Origin of the sequence: Streptomyces sp. A1136, assembly GCF_004795055.1 — a bacterium.
In the GTDB taxonomy this organism is placed as follows: Bacteria; Actinomycetota; Actinomycetes; order Streptomycetales; family Streptomycetaceae; genus Streptomyces.
The window spans coordinates 15,356-33,631 of sequence record NZ_SSBJ01000016.1 but is presented as its reverse complement, the minus strand read 5'-3'; the positions used below and the strand labels follow the sequence as shown (position 1 = coordinate 33,631).

Below are 18,276 nucleotides of genomic sequence, written 5' to 3'. Positions count from 1 at the left end.
CCTTCACCGGGAGCCTCCCCGCACCAGCCGGGCCGCGCCCGCGACCAGCAGCAGCATCAGGAACATCGCCCACGCGATCGCCGAGGCCCGCCCCAGGTGCAGGTTCACCCACCCCTGCTCGTACAGGTACAGGCCCAGCGTCTGGAACTGGTGGTCGGAGCCGCCCGTCGCGCCCGAACCGCCGTTGAACAGCAGCGGCTCGCCGAACAACTGGGTGGCCCCGATCGTGGACACCACACAGGTGAAGAAGATCGTCGGCCGCAGCGAGGGCACCGTGACGTGCCGGAACTGCTGCCACCGCGAGGCGCCGTCCAGCGCTGCGGACTCGTACAGGTCACCGGGGATGGCCTGCATCGCCGCCAGGTAGATCAAGGCGTTGTAGCCGGTCCACCGCCACACCACGATCGTGGACACCGCCAGCTGGGAGGCCAGGGGACCGTTCTGCCAGTCGACGGCCCCGAACCCGACGCCGGACAAGGCCCAGTTGACCATTCCGTGGTCCCGACCGAAGAGCAGCACGAAGACGAGCGTGGCGGCGGCCACGGACGTCGCGTACGGCGTCAGCACCGCGACCCGGAAGAACGCCGAACCCCGCAGCCGGAAGTTCAACAGGTGCGCCAGGCCCAGCGCGATCAGCAACTGCGGCACCGTCGACAACAGCCCGATGGTGACCGTGTTGCGCAGCGCGTTCCAGAAGAAGGCGTCGTCCCACAGCCGGGTGAAGTTCCGCAGTCCCACCCACGTCATCGCATCCGGATCGGTCAGCTCCACCTGGTGCAGCGCCGCCCACCCCGTGTACAGCAGCGGGAACAGCCCGAAGGCGGTGAAGAACAGGAAGAAGGGCGCCACGAAGGCGTACGGGCTGAAGCGCAGGTCCCACCGGTAGCGGCGCGAGCGCCACGCCTGGCGCCGGCCGCCCGCGTCCACCCCCGCCGAGGGGGAGGACGCGGGCGACAGCAGGACGGTCTCGTCGGTCACCGCCGCCTCACTGGTCCAGTGCGTTGTCGATCGCCGCCACCGCGGCGTCCCAGCCCTCCTGCGCCGACCGGCCCTTCTGGTCGACCTGGAGCATCCCGATGTCCGCCAGGTTCTGCGCGATGACCAGGTCCTTCGGGCCGACCATCGTCACCGGCACCCCCTCGGCCGCCCGGGCGAAGATCTCCCCGATCGGGGCGTCGCCGAAGTACGGGTGGTGCGCCCCCGCCACAGCCGGCAGCTTGTACGCGGCGCTCGCGCTCGGGAAGCTCCCGCGCTTCTCGAACAGCTTCGCCTGCTGCGCCGGGGCCGTCAGCCAGGCGGCCAGCTTCGCCGCCTCCTGGGCGTGCTTGCCCGCCTTGGGCACCACCAGGAACGAGCCGCCCCAGTTGCTCGGCCTGGGGGCCGAGGCCACGTCCCACTTGTCCTTGCCCTCGGGGCCCGCCTTGTCCTGGATGTAACCGAGCATCCAGGCCGGGCACGACACGGTGGCGAAGTTACCGTTGGAGAAGCCCTGGTCCCAGGCCGGGGTGAACTGCTGGAGCTTCGCGCTCAACCCCTCGGAGGCGAACCGGGCCGCCAGGTCGAAGGCCCCGCGCACCGCCGGGTTCGTCTTGTAGACGACCTTGCCCTGGTCGTCGTAGAACCGCTGCGCGTTGCCGCCGGTGACGGCCGCCATCACACCGGACGCCGAGTCGACGAACGCCTTGCCGTCGCCCGCCTTCGCCTTGTAGGCCTTGCCCGTCTCCAGGTACTTGTTCCAGTCGCCCGCCCAGAGCGCGCCGACCGCGGCCCGGTCGGTGGGCAGCCCCGCGGCCGCGAAGAGGTCCTTGCGGTAGCAGATGCCCTGCGGGCCGATGTCGGTGCCGAGCCCGACGGTCGCACCGCCCTTGGCGGTGCCCTGCGCCCACTTCCACGGCAGGTACGCCGCCTTGTCCACGCCCGGCGCCTTGCCGAGGTCGACCAGCTTGTCCGCCTGCGTCGCGGTGATCTCCGCGATGTTGTTGACCTCGACGGCCTGGATGTCGGCAAGGCCGCTGCCCGTGCCCAGATGGGTGAGTAGCTGGGGGTAGTAGTTCTCGTTGCGCTCGATCGAGGTCTGCTCGATCCGCACGTCCGGGTGCTGCGCCGTGTACTCGTCGTACAGGCCGGCCTCCTTCAGCCCGAACGCGCCGAACACCCCGACGGTGAGGGTCGTCGTCGCCTTGCCGCCGGCCGGGGCGCCCTGCCCCGAGGACTCGGCGGGGTCCTGGGAGCAGCCCGCGAGGAGCAGCGCCGCCCCGGCCGCGACGGCCAGGGCTCTGAGGGACGTGGGGGAGTGGGCGCGGGATCGGGCTCGCATCGGGATCCTCCTGGGAAGGACAGGACGTGCCGGGTGTCGTGTGCCACAGTGTGGGAGCGCTCCCACTGCCGTCAAGAGGCGGTCAAGAGGTAGATTCACAGCCGGGAGGAAGCCATGAGCGGGCAAGGGCGCAGCGGGGGACGGCCGACCCTGGAGGAGGTGGCGGTCCGGGCCGGGGTGGGACGCGGCACCGTCTCCCGGGTGATCAACGGCGCCGCCAAGGTCAGCGAGCACACCAGGGCCGTCGTGGAGGCCGCGGTGGCCGAGCTGGGGTACGTGCCCAACCGCGCGGCCCGCGCACTCGCCGCCAACCGCACGGACGCCGTCGCCCTCGTCATCCCCGAGCCCGAGGACCGCTTCTTCGCCGAGCCCTACTTCTCCGATGTCGTGCGCGGTGTCGGCGCGACCCTGGCCGAGACCGACGTCCAACTGGTGCTCACCCTCGCGGGCGGCGAACGGGAGCGCCGGCGGCTGGCCCAGTACCTGTCCGGACACCGCGTCGACGGCGTGCTGCTGGTCTCCGTACACGCCGGGGACCCGCTGCCGGAGCTGTTGGCCGAGCTCGGCATACCGGCGGTGATCAGCGGGCGCCGTTCGGCCGACGAGACGTTGCCCTGCGTGGACTCCGACAACCTGGCGGGCGCCGCGGGGGCCGTGCGCCACCTGCTGGGCCGGGGCCGCCGGGCGATAGCCACCATCACCGGGCCACTGGACGTGTACGGGGCCCAGTGCCGCCTCGACGGCTACCGCGAGGCCCTCGCCGCCGCCGGACACCCCGCGGACGAGCTGCTGATCGCCCCCGGGGACTTCACCGAGGAGGGCGGCCGCCGGGCCATGCGGGAGCTGCTGGAGCGCCGCCCCGCCCTGGACGCCGTCTTCGCCGCCTCGGACGTCATGGCGGCGGGCGCCCGCCTGGAGCTGCGGGCGGCGGGCCGCCGGATACCGCAGGACGTGGCCCTGGTCGGCTTCGACGACTCGGTGGTGGCCCGGCACATGGACCCGCCGCTCACCAGCGTGCGCCAGCCGATCGAGGAGATGGGCCGGACCATGGCGCGGGTGCTGCTGGAGCGGATCGCGGGCGGCCCGGCGGACGCCGCGGTGGTGCTGCCGACCGAACTGGTGGTCCGGGAGTCCTCCTGAGGCGTGCCCCGACATGCGGAAGGCCCCGGCCGCTTTCGCGTACCGGGGCCTTCCCACAGGGTGAGTGACGGGACTTGAACCCGCGGCCACCTGGACCACAACCAGGTGCTCTACCAACTGAGCTACACCCACCATGTCCGGTCGCGTGAGCGACCGGCCGAAGAAAAGGGTACAGGGTCCGGGAGGGTGCTCGCTCCCCTCTTTCCCCGCGCCCCCTCCGGCAGACCCCGGGGGCCCTCCTCAGCGGGCCCCCGGGCGCCGGACCGGCCCCTATTCGCCGGCGACGACGTACTTCGCGGCGATCGTGCGCGCCGTGTCCGAGTCGGGCCCGGGCTGCGGGACGAAGACCGCCTCGCGGTAGTAGCGCAGCTCGGCGATGGACTCCTTGATGTCCGCGAGCGCCCGGTGGTTGCCGTTCTTCGGCGGACTGTTGAAGTAGGCCCGCGGGTACCAGCGGCGCGCCAGCTCCTTGACCGAGGACACGTCCACGATCCGGTAGTGCAGGTAGGACTCCAGCGCGGCCATGTCCCGCAGCAGGAAACCGCGGTCGGTGCCGACCGAGTTCCCGCACAGCGGCGCCTTGCCGGGCTCCTTGACGTGCTCCCGCACGTACGCCAGGACCTGCGCCTCGGCGTCCGCCAGGGTGGTTCCGCCGGCCAGCTCGTCGAGCAGGCCGGACGAGGTGTGCATCTGGCGCACCACGTCGGGCATGGTCTCCAGGGCCGCGTCCGGCGGGCGGATCACGATGTCCACGCCTTCGCCGAGCACGTTGAGCTCCGAGTCGGTGACCAGTGCGGCCACCTCGATAAGTGCGTCGTCCGTCAACGAGAGCCCGGTCATCTCGCAGTCGATCCACACCATGCGATCGTTCATGGGCCCCAGCTTAAGCGTCACGACGCGAAGGTCCCCCACATCGGGGACGGCCGATGTGGGGGACCTTCGCGTCGACCTCGTGGTCGGGGCTACGCGTGCTCGCGCAGGACCCGGCCCGGGGAGTACAGCTCCGTGACCGTCGGACCGGCCGCGGCCAGGGCCGCCGCCGCCCGCTGCGGGGTGCGCTGGTGCGGCACCGGACCACCGGACAGCTCGGCCACGTGCGGTACGTCGGCCTGCGGCCGGCGCGCCCGGTAGGCGGAGCGGTAGGCGGCCGGGGACGACCCCAGCTGACGCCGGAAGTGACCGCGCAGCGCGACGGGCGAACGGAACCCGCAGCGCCCGGCGACCTCGTCGACCGAGTAGTCGGAGGTTTCCAGCAGCCGCTGCGCCTGGAGCACCCGCTGGGTGATCAGCCACTGGAGCGGCGCGCTGCCGGTGAGCGAGCGGAACCGTCGGTCGAAGGTGCGCCTGCTCATGTAGGCGCGGGCGGCCAGCGTCTCCACGTCGAACTGCTCGTGGAGGTGTTCCAGCGCCCAGGCGACGACCTCGGCCAGCGGGTCGGCGCCGATCTCCTCCGGCAACGACCGGTCGAGGTAGCGCTCCTGGCCGCCGGTGCGGCGCGGCGGGACGACGAGCCGGCGGGCCAGTGCCCCGGCCGCCTCGCTGCCGTGGTCCGTGCGCACGATGTGCAGGCACAGATCGATTCCGGCCGCGGTGCCCGCGGAGGTCAGTACGTCACCGTCGTCGACGAACAGCTCGCGCGGGTCGACGTGGACGGACGGATACCGCTTGGCCAGCGTCGGCGCGTACATCCAGTGCGTCGTCGCGGGCCGGCCGTCGAGCAGACCGGCGGCGGCGAGCACGAAGGCACCCGTGCACAGTCCGACGATCCGGGCTCCCTCCTCGTGCGCCAGACGCAGTGCGTCGAGCGCCTCGGGCGGCGGCGGTGAGGTGATGGACCGCCAGGCCGGAACGACGACCGTGCCTGCCCGGGCGATCGCCTCCAACCCGTACGGCGCGGTCAGTTCGAGTCCGCCGGTGGTCCGCAGCGGACCGTCCTCACCTGCGCACACGAGTAGTCGGTAGCGTGGAACTCCCGCGTCCTGCCGGTCGATGCCGAACACGGAAAGTGGAATGGAACTCTCGAAGATCGGTCCGCCGCTGAACAGCAGCACCGCGACGATCTCCCTGCGGCGACGCCCCGCGAGCTTCCGGCCCGCGTCCGCGACGACTGCGGTGGAATCCTGGCTCATGGCGCTAAGCCCCCCTTGGGTGTCGCGACTCCTTGGTCTGGTCGCACCTGCACGTTTCCCCTCGGCCTTGCACGTGGATCCCCCGCCGTAAATACATGATCGAATCTACTGCGTCCCGTGGTGTCGGCGTGACAAGTTCAGCACGCAGCGCTATGTCGACTTGGCAACTTGGCGAAAAGCATTCGATCAGTAAGGGTTCCACTCCGCTACCCGTTCAGGAAGCGCGTGGTCCGGCCATGGCCAGTACTCGCAGGGTCGAGAGCCTGCCGGCGCTCCGTCGTCGCTGGTGGTAGGGGGGTCGGGGGGACATTCCGGCAAGGAACGGACCCTGCCGGGAAGTTGGCCGAAAACAGGTGGGTGTGTACGTGCGAACCGGTCAGTCGTGCGGGGACATCCCGCCGGGACCGTGACAGCCGCGGTGTGAACCGGCCCCGCCGCGCGAGTGCCGGCCGCGCCTGCCGGCCACGGCCGCCTCCTCGGCGCGGACGGCGGCCCGCCCCTCCTTCTCCGAGTGCCGGAGCAACACCCGGCAGGCGGCGGTGACGGCCGCGAGCCCCAGCGTCGCGACGGCGGCGCCGCCGAAGGAGGTCCCGTAGACGACAAGGACCACGGGGACGAGCAGACAACTGAACGCGGCCCAGCGGACCACCTCGCCCGTCGGGTCGTCATAGGAGTGGCGCGGGGAACGCACGGACGGGTGAACGGGAGACGGGACGAACCGGGCTCCCGGTCCGGCGGACCGGGGGGACTGCGTCGGCGGAGCGGGCTGGACGGGGCGATCCGGATGGCCGGGCACGTCGTACTCCCTGCGGGCTCTTCCTGGACGGTCGGACCCTTGTCCAACGGCGGGCGGTGTGGCTCGGTCACTGCGCGCACGGGTGGCTCGCCGCGCTTCGGTCACTGGCTGTAGGGGGCAGTCGCCATTGCCAATGCGCCTCCCCTCGTGCATGCTCCCTGGGACGCTCCTCAAGGGCGGCAAGCCCTGTGCAGGACAAGGGTGTCGCCGTACCCTGAGAGGTAAGGGCCCGGGAAGATGTTTCCCGGACAGAGCCCCGTCACAGTGCGTCGCCGAATTCTTCCCCCGTCGCTTCCCCGAGGACCCCTCGCCGAGACATCCATGGCCGGTCACGAATACTCCGAACCCGCGGACCGCAAGCGCAAGCGCCTCGCCGACCCCGCGTCGGCGGACCTGCGCGCGGTGGAGCAGGCGCGCCTCCCCTGCGACCCGGCCTTCCGGCACGGCGTCGTGGTCGGCTTCGACGGCTCCACGTCCAGCGAGCGCGCCCTCGCGTACGCCATCGGCATGGCCCGGCGCTCCGGTTCCGGTCTGATCATCGTCCACGTGGCCAACCGGCTCCCCACCACCGTGTGGGCGGGCTGTGAACCGCCCGTCTTCGTGGACGTCCCCGACCACCGCACGGAAGTGCTGGGGCTGGAGCTGGCCTGCGCGGACTATCTGGCCGAGGTCCCCTGGATCCTGGTCGAGCGGGGCGGCGACATCTGCCACGAGCTGGAGGAGGTCGGCCGCGAGTACTCGGCGGACGCCATCGTGGTCGGCTCCACGCACGGCATCGTCGGCCGGATCTTCGGCTCGGTGGCGGGACGCCTGGCCAAACGGGCACAGCGACCCGTTGTTGTGATTCCGTAACACTCCGTTCGGCGGTTGTGCGGTTGTGAACCCCTATGTAAGGGGTAGATAAATGCTGCTGGGACCCAGCAAACAACTGCAGATCGAAGGGAGCCCGCCGTGGACAATGGTGTCTCTGCGGGAAGCACGGCCTCGACTTCGACCCTCGGGCACATAGCCCTGGGTCTCACCCTTCTCGCATTCGGTATCGGCCACACCGGCATCATCGGCGGCGTGAGCGCGGCAGACTCCGTATCCCTCGCGATGTACGTGGGCGGTCTCGCCCTCTTCCTCCTCGGACTCCTGGAGTTCCGCGGCGGCAACGGCTTCAACGGCACCGCGTTCGCGGGCCTCGGGGCCTTCTGGTTCACCTGGGCCGGCGGAGCCGACGCCAAGGTCTCGGCCCACGCGGCCGGCCTGTTCCTGGTCCTCTTCGCCCTCCTCGCCCTCACCTTGACGGTGGGCGCGGCCGGCGGGCTCTTCGGGCAGGGCGTCTACGGCCTGCTCACCCTCTCCCTGGTGCTCCTCGCGGTGGGCACCTTCGCCGGTAGCGGCGGACTGGCCAAGGTCGCCGGCTGGGTGGCGGCGATCGCCGGCCTGCTGGCCTGGTACGGGGCGACGGCCGCCCTGGCCCACTGGCCGATGGCGGTCGGCCGGGGCTCGCGGCGCGGCGCCGTGGCGGCCTGACGGGCACGCGCGCCGCCTGACGAGGGCGCGCACGCGGACGAGAACGGGCCCCGGGGGCAATCCCCCGGGGCCCGTAGTCGTTCGTGGCCGTTCGGCCGTGGCCGGCGTGACTACTCGACCGTGACCGACTTCGCCAGGTTGCGCGGCTTGTCGATGTCCCGGCCCAGGGCCAGGGCGGTGTGGTACGCCAGCAGCTGGAGCGGGATGCCCATCAGGATCGGGTCCAGCTCGTCCTCGTTCTTCGGGACGACGATCGTGTGGTCGGCCTTCTCCTGCTCGCGGTGGGCGACGGCCAGGATGCGGCCGCTGCGGGCCTTGATCTCCTCCAGCGCCGCGCGGTTCTTGTCCAGCAGGTCGTCGTCCGGGACGATCGCGACCGTCGGCATCGCCGGCTCGATGAGCGCGAGCGGACCGTGCTTGAGCTCGGAGGCCGGGTACGCCTCGGCGTGGATGTAGGAGATCTCCTTCAGCTTGAGGGAGGCCTCCAGGGCCACCGGGTAGCCGCGCACCCGGCCGATGAACATCATCGACTTGGCCTCGGCGTACTCCGCCGCCAGCTTCTTGATGTCCTCCTCGCCCTCCAGGATCTCCTGGATCTGGGCGGGCAGCTTGCGCAGGCCCTCGATGATCCGCTTGCCGTCGGTCACCGACAGGTCCCGGATGCGGCCCAGGTGCACGGCGAGCAGCGCGAACGCCACGACCGTGTTGGTGAAGCACTTGGTGGACACCACGCAGACCTCGGGGCCGGCGTGCACGTACACGCCGCCGTCCGCCTCGCGGGCGATGGCGGAACCGACCACGTTGACCACGCCGAGGACGCGGGCGCCCTTGCGCTTGAGCTCCTGCACGGCCGCGAGGACGTCGTACGTCTCACCCGACTGGGAGACCGCGATGTAGAGGGTGTCCGGGTCCACGACCGGGTTGCGGTAGCGGAACTCCGAGGCCGGCTCGGCGTCGGCGGGGATGCGCGCCATGCCCTCGATGAGGCCGGCGCCGATCAGACCCGCGTGGTAGGAGGTGCCACAGCCCAGGATCTTGACCCGGCGGATGCCGCGCGCCTCGCGCGGGTCCAGGTTCAGGCCGCCCAGGTGGACGGTGGAGAAGCGGTCGTCGATCCGGCCGCGCAGCACGCGGTCGACGGCTTCCGCCTGCTCGGAGATCTCCTTGTGCATGTACGTGTCGTGGCCGCCCATGTCGTAGGAGGCGGCCTCCCACTCCACGGTCTCCGGCGTGGCGGTGGTCGTCGTGCCGGAGGTGGTGTACGTACGGAAGTCGTCGGCCTTGAGGGTGGCCATCTCGCCGTCGTCCAGGGTGACGATCTGGCGGGTGTGGGCGACCAGCGCGGCGACGTCCGAGGCGACGAACATCTCCTTCTCGCCGATGCCGAGGACGACCGGGGAGCCGTTGCGGGCGACCACTATGCGGTCGGGGAAGTCGGCGTGCATGACGGCGATGCCGTAGGTGCCCTCGACGACCTTGAGCGCCTCGCGGACCTTCTCCTCCAGGGAGTCGGCCTGGGAGCGGGCGATCAGGTGGACGAGCACCTCGGTGTCGGTCTCCGAGACGAAGGCGACGCCGTCGGCCTCCAGCTTGGCGCGCAGCTCGGAGGCGTTGTCCACGATGCCGTTGTGGACGACCGCGACCTTGTTCTCGGCGTCGAGGTGCGGGTGGGAGTTGATGTCGCTCGGGGCGCCGTGGGTGGCCCAGCGGGTGTGGGCGATGCCGGTGGTGCCGGCGAAGCGCTTGGGGACGCGGGATTCGAGCTCGCGGACCCGGCCCTTGGCCTTGACGACCTTCAGCGCCGCGGACTTCGGGCTGTTGACGACGATGCCCGCGGAGTCGTAACCCCGGTACTCAAGGCGCTGGAGACCCTCCAGCAGCAGCGGTGCGACGTCACGCTTGCCGATGTAACCCACAATTCCGCACATACGGTCTTGCCCCTCCTGAAGTCCGGTTGATCGTGCTCGTACCTGGCCCTGTGGGGCCCTGCTCAGCCGTAGACGATGCGGCGCAGCTGCCGGAGCGAGAGCTCCGGGGGCGCCACGGCGCGGTGCGGCAGTTCGGCCGCGATGCGTTCGAAGATCTCCGCGTTGACGGAGCCGCCGGACTGCAGTTCGCGGTGGCGGCGGCGGACGAACGCCTCGGTCGTCTCGTCGAAGTAGGCGAGCACGTCGAGTACCACCCGGGCGGCTTCGCCTCGCTGGAGCGAGGTGCTGCGCACCAGGTGGTCGACGAGGTCGTCATGCGACGGGCGGCGGTCGAGCACTCGTAGATATTGACGGTCCACGCGGCGGAACGCAAAGATCCTGCCCGGAATCGGGCAGGATCATGCTGGTCTGGACCAGAGGAATGCCTGATTCCGGTGGGGATTGGCTAGAAATCGCCCAAAATGGCCGTTTTCGCGGCGAGGAACTCATCGGCGGTGAGGACGCCCTCCTTGTGCAGCTCGCCGAGTTCGCGCAACCGGCGCAACAGCACGTCGTGGTCGGTGGAGGCGGGACGGGGGATCGCGGTCGGGGCGCTCGGGGTGGCCGGCGCGGTCGGGGTGGCCGGGGCGGCCGGGTGGGGGAGGCGTACCGTCACGGCCGCCGCGACCAGCGCGGTCAGCAGCTCCTTCTTCCCGAAGCCGAAGAGCTCCGCCGCGTAAGGGTCGTACTTGGGCGCCGGCGCCGCCTGCGCACCCGCCAGGGTGAACCGGAGTCGGCCGTTCGAAAGGCCCTTCGCCGGGACCCACTCCACCGCCCGCACGTCCGCCACCCGGAACCGGCTCGGGCCGACCGAGTGCTTGGCGTCCTCCGCCGTCCAGTTCCAGTCCAGCGTGATCGTGTCGCCGTCGAAGGACACGGTCGCGTCGCCCGCCTCGGCCGTCACCGGCACCGGCGGCCCGGGCAGCAGGTACGCGTCCGTCGGGCCGGGATCGACCCGGTCGAGCAGCAGGGCGTTCCGCACCTCGTCCACGAAGTACTCCGCGACCGCCGCCCGGGCCGGGTCCACGGCCAGCTTGTACGGGTCCGCGGTGTCGGGCAGCCGGCCGGCCGTGCCCTGCGTCAGCGGGTCCGCGCCGTCACGCGGCCGAAGACGCAGCCGGCCCGCCTTGCGGCCCGGTTCGTAGGAGATCCCGGCGATCGCGTGGAGCGGTACCGAAAGCTCCCCGAGGGCTTGACGCAGCGGGCCGACGTCCTTGTCCCGGCCCGGTACGACGCGTACCGCGTCACCGTCGAAGGTCCATGTGCCGTCCTTCTGGATGATTTCCGCCATCTTGTCATTCTGCCACCGGTGTTGACGGCGCCCGTGGCCTATACCTGGGCGCATGAGAGTCCTGCGACGCACGCTCGGCACCCTCCTCGTCCTCGGCAGCGCCACGCTGTCCTGCGCCACCGCGCAGGGCGTCGACGCCAAACCCGGGGACACCCGCGCCCGCCCGGCCGCCGTCCGGGCCGCCGCCGCGCCGGCCCCGTACGAACGGCTGCTGCCGGCGCCGGTCTCGGTGCGGGCGGCCGGCGCCGGCTACCGCTTCGGGGCGGGCACGGTGATCCGCACCTCCGGCTCGGCCGAGGAGGTCCGCCGGGTCGGGGAGCTGCTGGCGGAGCAGTTGCGAGGACCGAGCGGGTTGCCGCTGCCGGTGGTCGACGGCGAGGGCGGGGACGGGGTCCGGCTGCGGCTCGACGAGGCGGCGCCCGGGCTCGGCGCGGAGGGCTACCGGCTGGATACCCGGGCGGACGGGATCACGCTCACCGCCCGGACCCCGGCCGGGCTGTTCCACGCGGGCCAGACGCTGCGGCAACTGCTGCCGGTCGGCGGGCCCGGGACGGTGCCGGGCGGGACGGTCACGGACGCACCGAGGTTCGCCTACCGCGGGGCGATGATCGACATCGCGCGCCACCACTTCACGGTCGAGCAGGTCAAGCGGTACGTGGACCAGCTCGCCCAGTACAAGGTGAACACGCTGCACGTCCACCTCACCGACGACCAGGGATGGCGGCTGGAGTCCACGGCCTGGCCGAGGCTCGCGCGGTACGGCGGCGGCAGCGAGGTGGGCGGCGGTCCGGGCGGCCACTGGACGAAGGACGAGTACCGGGAGCTGGTGGCCTACGCGGGCGAGCGGTACGTGGACGTGGTCCCGGAGATCGACATGCCGGGCCACGTGAACGCGGCGCTGGCCTCGTACGCGGAGCTGAACTGCGACGGCAAGGCGCGGGAGCGGTACACGGGGACGAAGGTCGGCTTCAGTTCCCTGTGCGTCGGCAAGGAGCGGACGTACGACTTCGTCGACGACGTGCTGGGGGAGGTCGCGGAGCTGACCCCCGGCAAGTACCTGCACATCGGCGGGGACGAGGCGCACGCGACGCCGGCTGCGGACTACGCCGCCTTCATGGACCGGGCGCAGGCGGTGGTGCGCAAGTACGGCAAGACGGTGGTGGCCTGGCACCAGCTGGCGGCGGCCCGGCCGGCGCCGGGGGCGGTGCTCCAGTACTGGGGCCACGGTGGGACCCCGGCGAAGGAGAAGGAGCGGCTGGCGCAGGTGGCGAAGGCCGGCCACCCGCTGATCCTGTCCCCGGCGGACCGGCTGTACCTGGACATGAAGTACGACGCCACGACGAAGCCGGGCCTGGCGTGGGCGGGCTACGTCCCGGTGAAGCGGTCCTACGACTGGGACCCGGGGACGTTCCTCCCCGGGGTCCCGGAGTCGGCGGTGCTGGGCGTGGAGGCCGCGCTGTGGACGGAGACGATCGGGACCCGGGCCGAGTGGGAGTTCATGGCCTTCCCGAGGATGCTGGGCCTCGCGGAGCTCGGCTGGTCCCCGGCGGCGTCCCACGACTGGCCCGCCTACAGCCGCCGCCTCGCGGCCCAGGCCCCCCGCCTGGACGCCCAACGCGTCACCTACTACCGCGCGCCGGACGTTCCTTGGGCCTAGGCCGGGTCTTTCGGGTCATGACGGGCTGATCCGGCCTGATCCGAAAGACACGGCCCGGCGTCACCGGAGCCCGGGAGCACCGGGCCGGGCGCGGCTTCGTGCGACGATCCCGTCCGAGCCGGCCCGAAGCACGTGCCGGACCGAGGCACGGGTACCTGGTCGTCCGCGTGCCGGACCACTGAGCAGTCGGCCGCGAGGAGGGCCGGGCGGGCGCCGAGGGACCGTGTCGACGCCCGCCCCGCCCCGGGTCACCGCCGCGCGAAAGGCGCGACGGGGTTCTTGAGGGTGCCGACCAGTTGGAGGGCCGACGAGGGGTCGCCGAGGTCGACCATCTGCTTGTTGTCGCGCAGTTGGAGGCGGTTCAGGCAGGAGAGTTGGAACTCCGGCGCGAAGAGGTCGTAGCGGGTGAAACGGTCCGCCAGCTCGGGGACGGAGTCCTGGTAGGCCTGGGCGCACTCGGCCACGGCCCGCCAGAAGGTCTCTTCCTCGCAGATGCCCTCCGATGCCAGGATCGGGCCCAGGAAGCGGAAGAAGCAGTCGAAGACGTCCGTGAAGATCGACAGCAGCCTCATGTCCTCCGGCACCTCCGCCCGGACCCGCTCGACCGCCGGCGGCAGGACCGCGTCCGGGTCCATCACCACGATCTCCTCGGCGATGTCCTTGAAGACCGCCCGCTTCACCACCCCGCCCTCGATGACGAGGATCGTGTTCTCGCCGTGCGGCATGTAGGCCAGGTCGTACGCGTAGAAGCAGTGCAGGAGCGGCACGAGGTACGCGCGGAGGTACGAGCGCAGCCACTGCTCGGGGGTCAGGCCCGATTCCGCGATCAGGGCGCCTACGAAGGACGTGCCCTCCGCGTCGACGTGGAGGAGCGAGGCCATCGTCGCCAGGCGCTCGCCGTCCCTCAGGGAGGCCACCGGGGACTCGCGCCAGAGGGCGGCCAGCATCTTGCGGTACGGAGAGTGGCGGTCCGTCGCGCGCTCGTACTGGCGGTGGTGGTAGCCGACGGCCGCCCGCTCGCGGATGATCGAGAAGTCCACGGACCGCAGGACCGGGTCGGCCCCGATCAGCTGGTGCAGCCAGTCGTTGATCGCCGGGGTGGCCTCCATGTACGCGGCCGACAGCCCGCGCATGAAGCCCATGTTGAGGACCGAGATGGCCGTCTTGACGTAGTGCTTCTCCGGGGCGCTCGTGTTGAAGAACGTGCGGATCGACTGCTGGGCGAGGTAGGCGTCCTCGCCTTCGCCCAGGAGGACGAGGCGGCGGTCGGCGATCTCGGCCGCGAAGGTGACGGTGGTCTTGTTCCACCACTGCCAGGGGTGGACCGGGAAGAGGTGGTAGTCCGCCGGGTCCAGGCCCAGGGCGGTCAGCTCGGACGAGAACGCCGCGACGGTCTCCTCGCCCAGCTCCGCGCGCATGAAGGAGTCGTGGTCCAGGCCCGCGCCCGCCGTGAAGGTGGAGACGTCCTTGTGGGCCGCGAGCCACACGAGGCGGACCGGGCTCGCCGCCTCCGGGGCGTACGCGCGGTAGTCGTCCACGCCGAAGCCGAGGCGGCCGTTGTTGGCCACGAAGCAGGGGTGGCCCTCGGTCATGCCCGTCTCGATGTCCTGGAAGGAGGACTTGGCGAGGACGGCGGCCGGGATCGGGGGCTTCGCGTACTTGAAGCCGGCGCCCGCCAGGGTGGAGGAGATCTCCTCCAGGTACACCGGAAGGACCTCCGCGCTCAGGCCCAGGGCCTCGCGCAGCTCGATGTGGAAGTCGAGGGCGTCCGGCTGGAGTTCGGCGCCGCCCCGCGTGCGGGAGATCGAGGACTCGTCCACCGACCAGTGGTCCAGGGCGTGCAGGGTGGCCTTGAAGCGGTACTCGACCGAGGCGTCGTCGCTCAGGACGCGGTAGTGGTCGTCACCGAGGGGTTCCGGGACGAGCAGGCGCTCGTGGGAGAACTCCGCGAGGGCTTTGCGGACCAGGGCGCGGTTGGCCCGTGCCCACAGCTCGGGGGTGAGGTGGGAGACGGCGTCGGCGAGGCCGCGGCTCATATCGAGGCCTCCCGGGTGGCCGCTTCGAACCGGGCGCGGGTGCAGAAGCTCAGCAGGGCTTCCTTCTCCGGCTTGCGGACGGGGCCGTGCGGCACGAAGCCGACCGCCTCGTTGAGGGCGTGGACCGCCGTGTTGCGGACGTCCGGCTCCACCACGACACGTTCCGTCGCCGGGTCCGCGAACAGGGCGGCCATCACGGTGGTGATCACCGCGCGGGTGAAGCCGTGGACGGGCGTGTCGCTGGGCGCGACCAGGAAGTGCATGCCGACGTCGCCCGGCCGGGCTTCGTACAGGCCGACCAGCTCCAGTCGGCTCGGGTCGTACTTCTCCATCAGGAAGGCGGGGCGGCCGTCGTGGAGGCCGATGAAGGCCTCGTGGTCCTCGGCCGCCGCGATCCGCATGTACTCGCGCTCCACGTCCGGCAGGGAGGCGTCCCCCATCAGCCAGAAGGCCGCCTTCGGGTGGGTGACCCAGCCGTGCAGCAGCTCCGCGTCGCAGAACGGGTCCAGCGGGCGCAGGGCGAAATCGCCGAGGGCCGGATCGGTACGGGTGAAGAGGAGTTCGGTGGTGCTCATACCAGGGTGCCTTCCGGGGCGGCGAACTGCTGGAACGCGATGGACTTCTCGACCTTGTAGTGCTCGCGGCCGAGGAGCTCTCCGATGATGTAGGCGTTGCGGTACGCGGCCATGCCCAAGTCGGGTGAGGTGACGGAGTGGTTGTGGACGGTGCCGTTCTGCAGGAAGATCCCGCGGCCGGTCACGTCGATGCTGTAGTTGCGGGCCGCGTCGGGCCGGCCGTGACCGTCGAAGTTGAGGCGGTCGCGGACGGGGGCGAGGAAGGACGGGAGGGCGTACGTGTAGCCCGTCGCGAGGATCAGGCCCTCGGTCGTGAGGGAGAAGTCGCGCTCCTGCTCCTCCTGGCGCAGGCCCAGGGTGTACCTGCCCGAGGTGGTGTCGTAGGCGGCTGAGTTCAGCGAGGTGTTGGTCAGCAGGGTGGTCGGTACCGGGCCGGGCGAGGAGACCTTCTTCTGGTAGAGCAGGTCGAAGATGGCGTTGATCAGCTCGCCGTCGATGCCCTTGAACAGGTTCTTCTGCTGCGACTCCAACCGGTAGCGGGTCTCCTCGGGCAGCGCGTGGAAGTAGTCCACGTACTCGGGGGAGGTCATCTCCAGGGTCAGCTTCGTGTACTCCAGCGGGAAGAACCGGGGGGAGCGGGTGACCCAGTCGAGCCGGTAGCCGTGTACGTCGATCTCGCCGAGGAGGTCGTAGTAGATCTCGGCGGCGCTCTGCCCCGAGCCGATCAGGGTGATGGACTTCTTCCGCTGGAGCTCCGCCTTGCGGTCCATGTAGGAGCTGTTGTGGGTGAAGTCGCCGCCGAGGCCCGTGCAGGCGGGCGGGACGAACGGCGGGGTGCCCGTGCCGAGCACCAGCCGGCGGGCGAGGTGGGTCTCGCCGCCGTCGGTGTGGACCTCGTACAACCCGGCCCGTTCGTCGTAGGTGACCTCGGTGACGGAGGTGGAGTACAGGACGTTGTCGAGGCGGTCGGCGGCCCAGCGGCAGTAGTCGTTGTACTCGGCGCGCAGCGGGTAGAAGTTCTCCCGGATGTAGAAGGAGTACAGCCGGTCCTTGTCCTTCAGGTAGTTCAGGAAGGAGAAGGGCGACGTCGGGTCCGCGAGGGTGACGAGGTCCGACATGAACGGCGTCTGGAGGTGCGCGCCGTCCAGGAACATCCCGGCGTGCCACTCGAAGTGCGGCTTCGACTCGATGAAGAGTCCGTCGAGCTCGTCGATCGGCGCGGTCAGGCAGGCGAGTCCCAGGTTGAAGGGGCCGAGGCCGATACCGATGAAGTCACGGGGTTCACGAGTGGACGGCAAGGGATTCTCCCAGGTACTGCTCGGCGTGTGCGGCGAGGAGGTCGAGGACGGCCGTGATGTCGGCCGTCGTGGTCTGCGGGTTGAGGAGGGTGAACTTGAGGTACTGCCTGCCGTCGACCTTGGTGCCCGCGACGACGGCCTCGCCGGAGGCGAACAGGGCCTTGCGCGCGTGGAGGTTGGCCTCGTCGACCAGGTCGGGCCGCGGGTCCCCGCCGGGGACGAAGCGGAAGACGAGGGTGGAGATCCGGGGGCGTACGACGACCTCGAAGCGCGGGTCGGCCTCGATGAGTTCCCAGCCGGCCGCGGCGAGGTCGACGACCTCGTCGAAGAGCGAGCCGATGCCGTCGGCGCCCATCACGCGCAGGGTCATCCACAGCTTGAGGGCGTCGAAGCGGCGCGTGGTCTGGATGGACTTGTCGACCTGGTTCGGGATCTTCTCCTGCGCCATGCGACGGGGGTTGAGGTAGTCCGCGTGGTACGTGGCGTGCCGCAGGGTGTCCCGGTCGCGGACCAGCATCGCGCTCGAACTGACGGGCTGGAAGAAGGACTTGTGGTAGTCGACGGTGACCGAATCCGCGTGCTCGATGCCGTCGAGGAGGTGCCGGCGGGTCGGGGAGACCAGCAGTCCGCAGCCGTAGGCGGCGTCCACGTGCATCCAGGTGGAGTGCTCGGCGGCCAGGCGGGCGATCTCGGGGAGCGGGTCGATGGACCCGAAGTCGGTGGTGCCGGCGGTGGCGACGACGGCCATCGGGACCAGGCCCTCGCGGGCGCAGCTCTCCAGTTCCAGGGCGAGGGCGGAGGTGTCCATCCGGCGGGCGCGGTCGACCGGGACGGAGATGACGGCCTCGTAGCCGAGTCCGAGCATGGCGGCGGACTTGCGGACGCTGAAGTGGCTCGCCTCGGAGGCCAGGATGCGCAGCCGGGGCAGGAGTTCGGCCTTGGTGAGGTCGCGCCCCTCGGCGCGGGCCCGCCGCACGGCGATGCGGCAGGCCTCGTCGCGGGCCAGCAGCAGGGCGTGGAAGTTGGACTGGCTGCCGCCGGAGGTGAACACGCCGTCCGCGCGCGGGCCGAGGCCGATGCGGCCGGCGGTCCAGTCGATCAGTCGGCGCTCGATGAGGGTGCCCCCGATCGACTGGTCCCAGGTGTCCAGTGACGAGTTGACGGCCGAGAGGATCGCCTCGCCCAGCACGGCGGGGATGACGACGGGACAGTTGAGGTGCCCGAGGTAGCGGGGGTGGTGGAAGTACACCGCGTCCCGCAGGTAGACCTCTTCGAGCTCGTCGAGGGCGGCGGCCGGGTCTTCGAGGGGCTTGTCGAGGTCGATCGCGTCGATGACCGGGGCGAGTTCGGCTACGGAGACACCGGTGTGGGGTCGTTCCGTGGTGGCCAGTTTGGCGGCGACGCGGTCGACGCCCTCGGTCACGGAACGCCGGTAGAGGTCCGCGGTCGTCTCGTTGAGCAGATGCGAACGCATCAACTTTCCTCCGGGCAGGGGGAGCGGGGGGTGGTGGGCTGTGCTGCTTAGGTTAGCCTAACCTTACCTCCTCGCCAA

The 18,276-nt window shown here is 71.0% G+C and carries 16 protein-coding genes and 1 tRNA gene; 4 read left to right on the top strand and 13 right to left on the bottom strand.

The features are described 5' to 3' along the window. Window positions 1–3 precede the first annotated feature (3 nt). Window positions 4–957 (bottom strand): carbohydrate ABC transporter permease, encoded by a 954-nt coding sequence (locus E6R62_RS17325; RefSeq protein ID WP_240801736.1) that lies wholly within the window; start codon window positions 955–957, stop codon window positions 4–6. A gap of 28 nt (window positions 958–985) precedes the next feature. Then, on the bottom strand, window positions 986–2,317 hold the full coding sequence (locus tag E6R62_RS17320; protein WP_136214352.1) for an ABC transporter substrate-binding protein: 1,332 nt from the start codon (window positions 2,315–2,317) through the stop codon (window positions 986–988). 114 nt (window positions 2,318–2,431) lie between these two features. Between E6R62_RS17320 and E6R62_RS17315 the strand changes: the two genes are divergently transcribed. Then, complete coding sequence (locus E6R62_RS17315) at window positions 2,432–3,457, top strand: LacI family DNA-binding transcriptional regulator (protein ID WP_136214351.1); 1,026 nt, start codon at window positions 2,432–2,434, stop codon at window positions 3,455–3,457. A gap of 59 nt (window positions 3,458–3,516) precedes the next feature. Here the strand turns inward: E6R62_RS17315 and E6R62_RS17310 are convergent. The 4 genes from E6R62_RS17310 to E6R62_RS17295 form a co-directional block, all read right to left on the bottom strand. Beyond that, a tRNA-His gene (locus E6R62_RS17310) sits at window positions 3,517–3,589 on the bottom strand. A gap of 138 nt (window positions 3,590–3,727) precedes the next feature. Further along, the gene (gene orn, locus E6R62_RS17305; RefSeq protein WP_136214350.1) at window positions 3,728–4,330 is read right to left on the bottom strand and encodes an oligoribonuclease; all 603 of its coding nucleotides are present in this window, start codon (window positions 4,328–4,330) and stop codon (window positions 3,728–3,730) included. Window positions 4,331–4,419: 89 nt separating this feature from the next. Beyond that, window positions 4,420–5,586 (bottom strand): helix-turn-helix domain-containing protein, encoded by a 1,167-nt coding sequence (locus E6R62_RS17300; protein WP_136214349.1) that lies wholly within the window; start codon window positions 5,584–5,586, stop codon window positions 4,420–4,422. A gap of 376 nt (window positions 5,587–5,962) precedes the next feature. Continuing rightward, window positions 5,963–6,277: a hypothetical protein gene (locus tag E6R62_RS17295; RefSeq protein ID WP_136214348.1), complete on the bottom strand. Its 315-nt coding sequence runs from the start codon at window positions 6,275–6,277 to the stop codon at window positions 5,963–5,965. Between the two features lie 426 nt (window positions 6,278–6,703). Between E6R62_RS17295 and E6R62_RS17290 the strand changes: the two genes are divergently transcribed. Both E6R62_RS17290 and E6R62_RS17285 read left to right on the top strand, forming a co-directional pair. Beyond that, a complete protein-coding gene (locus tag E6R62_RS17290) occupies window positions 6,704–7,234 on the top strand; it encodes a universal stress protein (protein ID WP_136214347.1) in 531 nt (176 codons plus the stop codon). 99 nt (window positions 7,235–7,333) lie between these two features. Continuing rightward, on the top strand, window positions 7,334–7,900 hold the full coding sequence (locus E6R62_RS17285) for a GPR1/FUN34/YaaH family transporter (protein WP_136214346.1): 567 nt from the start codon (window positions 7,334–7,336) through the stop codon (window positions 7,898–7,900). Window positions 7,901–8,010: 110 nt separating this feature from the next. Here the strand turns inward: E6R62_RS17285 and glmS are convergent, their stop codons facing one another. The 3 genes from glmS to E6R62_RS17270 all read right to left on the bottom strand — a co-directional run bounded on the left by glmS (window position 8,011) and on the right by E6R62_RS17270 (window position 11,158). Next, the gene (glmS, locus tag E6R62_RS17280) at window positions 8,011–9,828 is read right to left on the bottom strand and encodes a glutamine--fructose-6-phosphate transaminase (isomerizing) (RefSeq protein ID WP_136214345.1); all 1,818 of its coding nucleotides are present in this window, start codon (window positions 9,826–9,828) and stop codon (window positions 8,011–8,013) included. Window positions 9,829–9,890: 62 nt separating this feature from the next. Further along, a complete protein-coding gene (locus tag E6R62_RS17275; RefSeq protein WP_136214344.1) occupies window positions 9,891–10,166 on the bottom strand; it encodes a hypothetical protein in 276 nt (91 codons plus the stop codon). A gap of 107 nt (window positions 10,167–10,273) precedes the next feature. After that, the gene (locus tag E6R62_RS17270; RefSeq protein ID WP_136214343.1) at window positions 10,274–11,158 is read right to left on the bottom strand and encodes a DUF4429 domain-containing protein; all 885 of its coding nucleotides are present in this window, start codon (window positions 11,156–11,158) and stop codon (window positions 10,274–10,276) included. A 52-nt stretch (window positions 11,159–11,210) separates the two neighbouring features. Between E6R62_RS17270 and E6R62_RS17265 the strand changes: the two genes are divergently transcribed. Beyond that, entirely contained in the window at window positions 11,211–12,815 is a 1,605-nt protein-coding gene (locus E6R62_RS17265; protein ID WP_136214342.1) for a beta-N-acetylhexosaminidase, read from the top strand. Window positions 12,816–13,063: 248 nt separating this feature from the next. Here the strand turns inward: E6R62_RS17265 and E6R62_RS17260 are convergent, their stop codons facing one another. The 4 genes from E6R62_RS17260 to E6R62_RS17245 are packed head-to-tail and all read right to left on the bottom strand — an operon-like array spanning window position 13,064 to window position 18,198. After that, a complete protein-coding gene (locus E6R62_RS17260) occupies window positions 13,064–14,851 on the bottom strand; it encodes an IucA/IucC family siderophore biosynthesis protein (RefSeq protein ID WP_136214341.1) in 1,788 nt (595 codons plus the stop codon). After that, window positions 14,848–15,426 (bottom strand): GNAT family N-acetyltransferase, encoded by a 579-nt coding sequence (locus E6R62_RS17255; RefSeq protein ID WP_136214340.1) that lies wholly within the window; start codon window positions 15,424–15,426, stop codon window positions 14,848–14,850. Before E6R62_RS17255 ends, E6R62_RS17260 begins: the two co-directional genes overlap by 4 nt. Then, window positions 15,423–16,724 (bottom strand): lysine N(6)-hydroxylase/L-ornithine N(5)-oxygenase family protein, encoded by a 1,302-nt coding sequence (locus E6R62_RS17250; RefSeq protein WP_136214339.1) that lies wholly within the window; start codon window positions 16,722–16,724, stop codon window positions 15,423–15,425. The genes E6R62_RS17255 and E6R62_RS17250 overlap by 4 nt, the downstream gene beginning before the upstream one ends. Next, entirely contained in the window at window positions 16,708–18,198 is a 1,491-nt protein-coding gene (locus E6R62_RS17245) for an aspartate aminotransferase family protein (RefSeq protein WP_136214338.1), read from the bottom strand. The genes E6R62_RS17250 and E6R62_RS17245 overlap by 17 nt, the downstream gene beginning before the upstream one ends. Window positions 18,199–18,276: the final 78 nt, after the last annotated feature.

Excerpts from the sequence above, each read along its gene's own strand:
- orn (WP_136214350.1), bottom strand. The coding sequence starts at position 4,330 with ATGAACGATCGCATGGTGTGGATCGACTGCGAGATGACCGGGCTCTCG.
- E6R62_RS17300 (WP_136214349.1), bottom strand. The coding sequence starts at position 5,586 with ATGAGCCAGGATTCCACCGCAGTCGTCGCGGACGCGGGCCGGAAGCTC.
- E6R62_RS17245 (WP_136214338.1), bottom strand. The coding sequence starts at position 18,198 with ATGCGTTCGCATCTGCTCAACGAGACGACCGCGGACCTCTACCGGCGT.
- E6R62_RS17315 (WP_136214351.1), top strand. The coding sequence starts at position 2,432 with ATGAGCGGGCAAGGGCGCAGCGGGGGACGGCCGACCCTGGAGGAGGTG.
- E6R62_RS17270 (WP_136214343.1), bottom strand. The coding sequence starts at position 11,158 with ATGGCGGAAATCATCCAGAAGGACGGCACATGGACCTTCGACGGTGAC.
- E6R62_RS17290 (WP_136214347.1), top strand. The coding sequence starts at position 6,704 with ATGGCCGGTCACGAATACTCCGAACCCGCGGACCGCAAGCGCAAGCGC.
- E6R62_RS17255 (WP_136214340.1), bottom strand. The coding sequence starts at position 15,426 with ATGAGCACCACCGAACTCCTCTTCACCCGTACCGATCCGGCCCTCGGC.
- E6R62_RS17265 (WP_136214342.1), top strand. The coding sequence starts at position 11,211 with ATGAGAGTCCTGCGACGCACGCTCGGCACCCTCCTCGTCCTCGGCAGC.
- E6R62_RS17320 (WP_136214352.1), bottom strand. The coding sequence starts at position 2,317 with ATGCGAGCCCGATCCCGCGCCCACTCCCCCACGTCCCTCAGAGCCCTG.
- E6R62_RS17260 (WP_136214341.1), bottom strand. The coding sequence starts at position 14,851 with ATGAGCCGCGGCCTCGCCGACGCCGTCTCCCACCTCACCCCCGAGCTG.
- glmS (WP_136214345.1), bottom strand. The coding sequence starts at position 9,828 with ATGTGCGGAATTGTGGGTTACATCGGCAAGCGTGACGTCGCACCGCTG.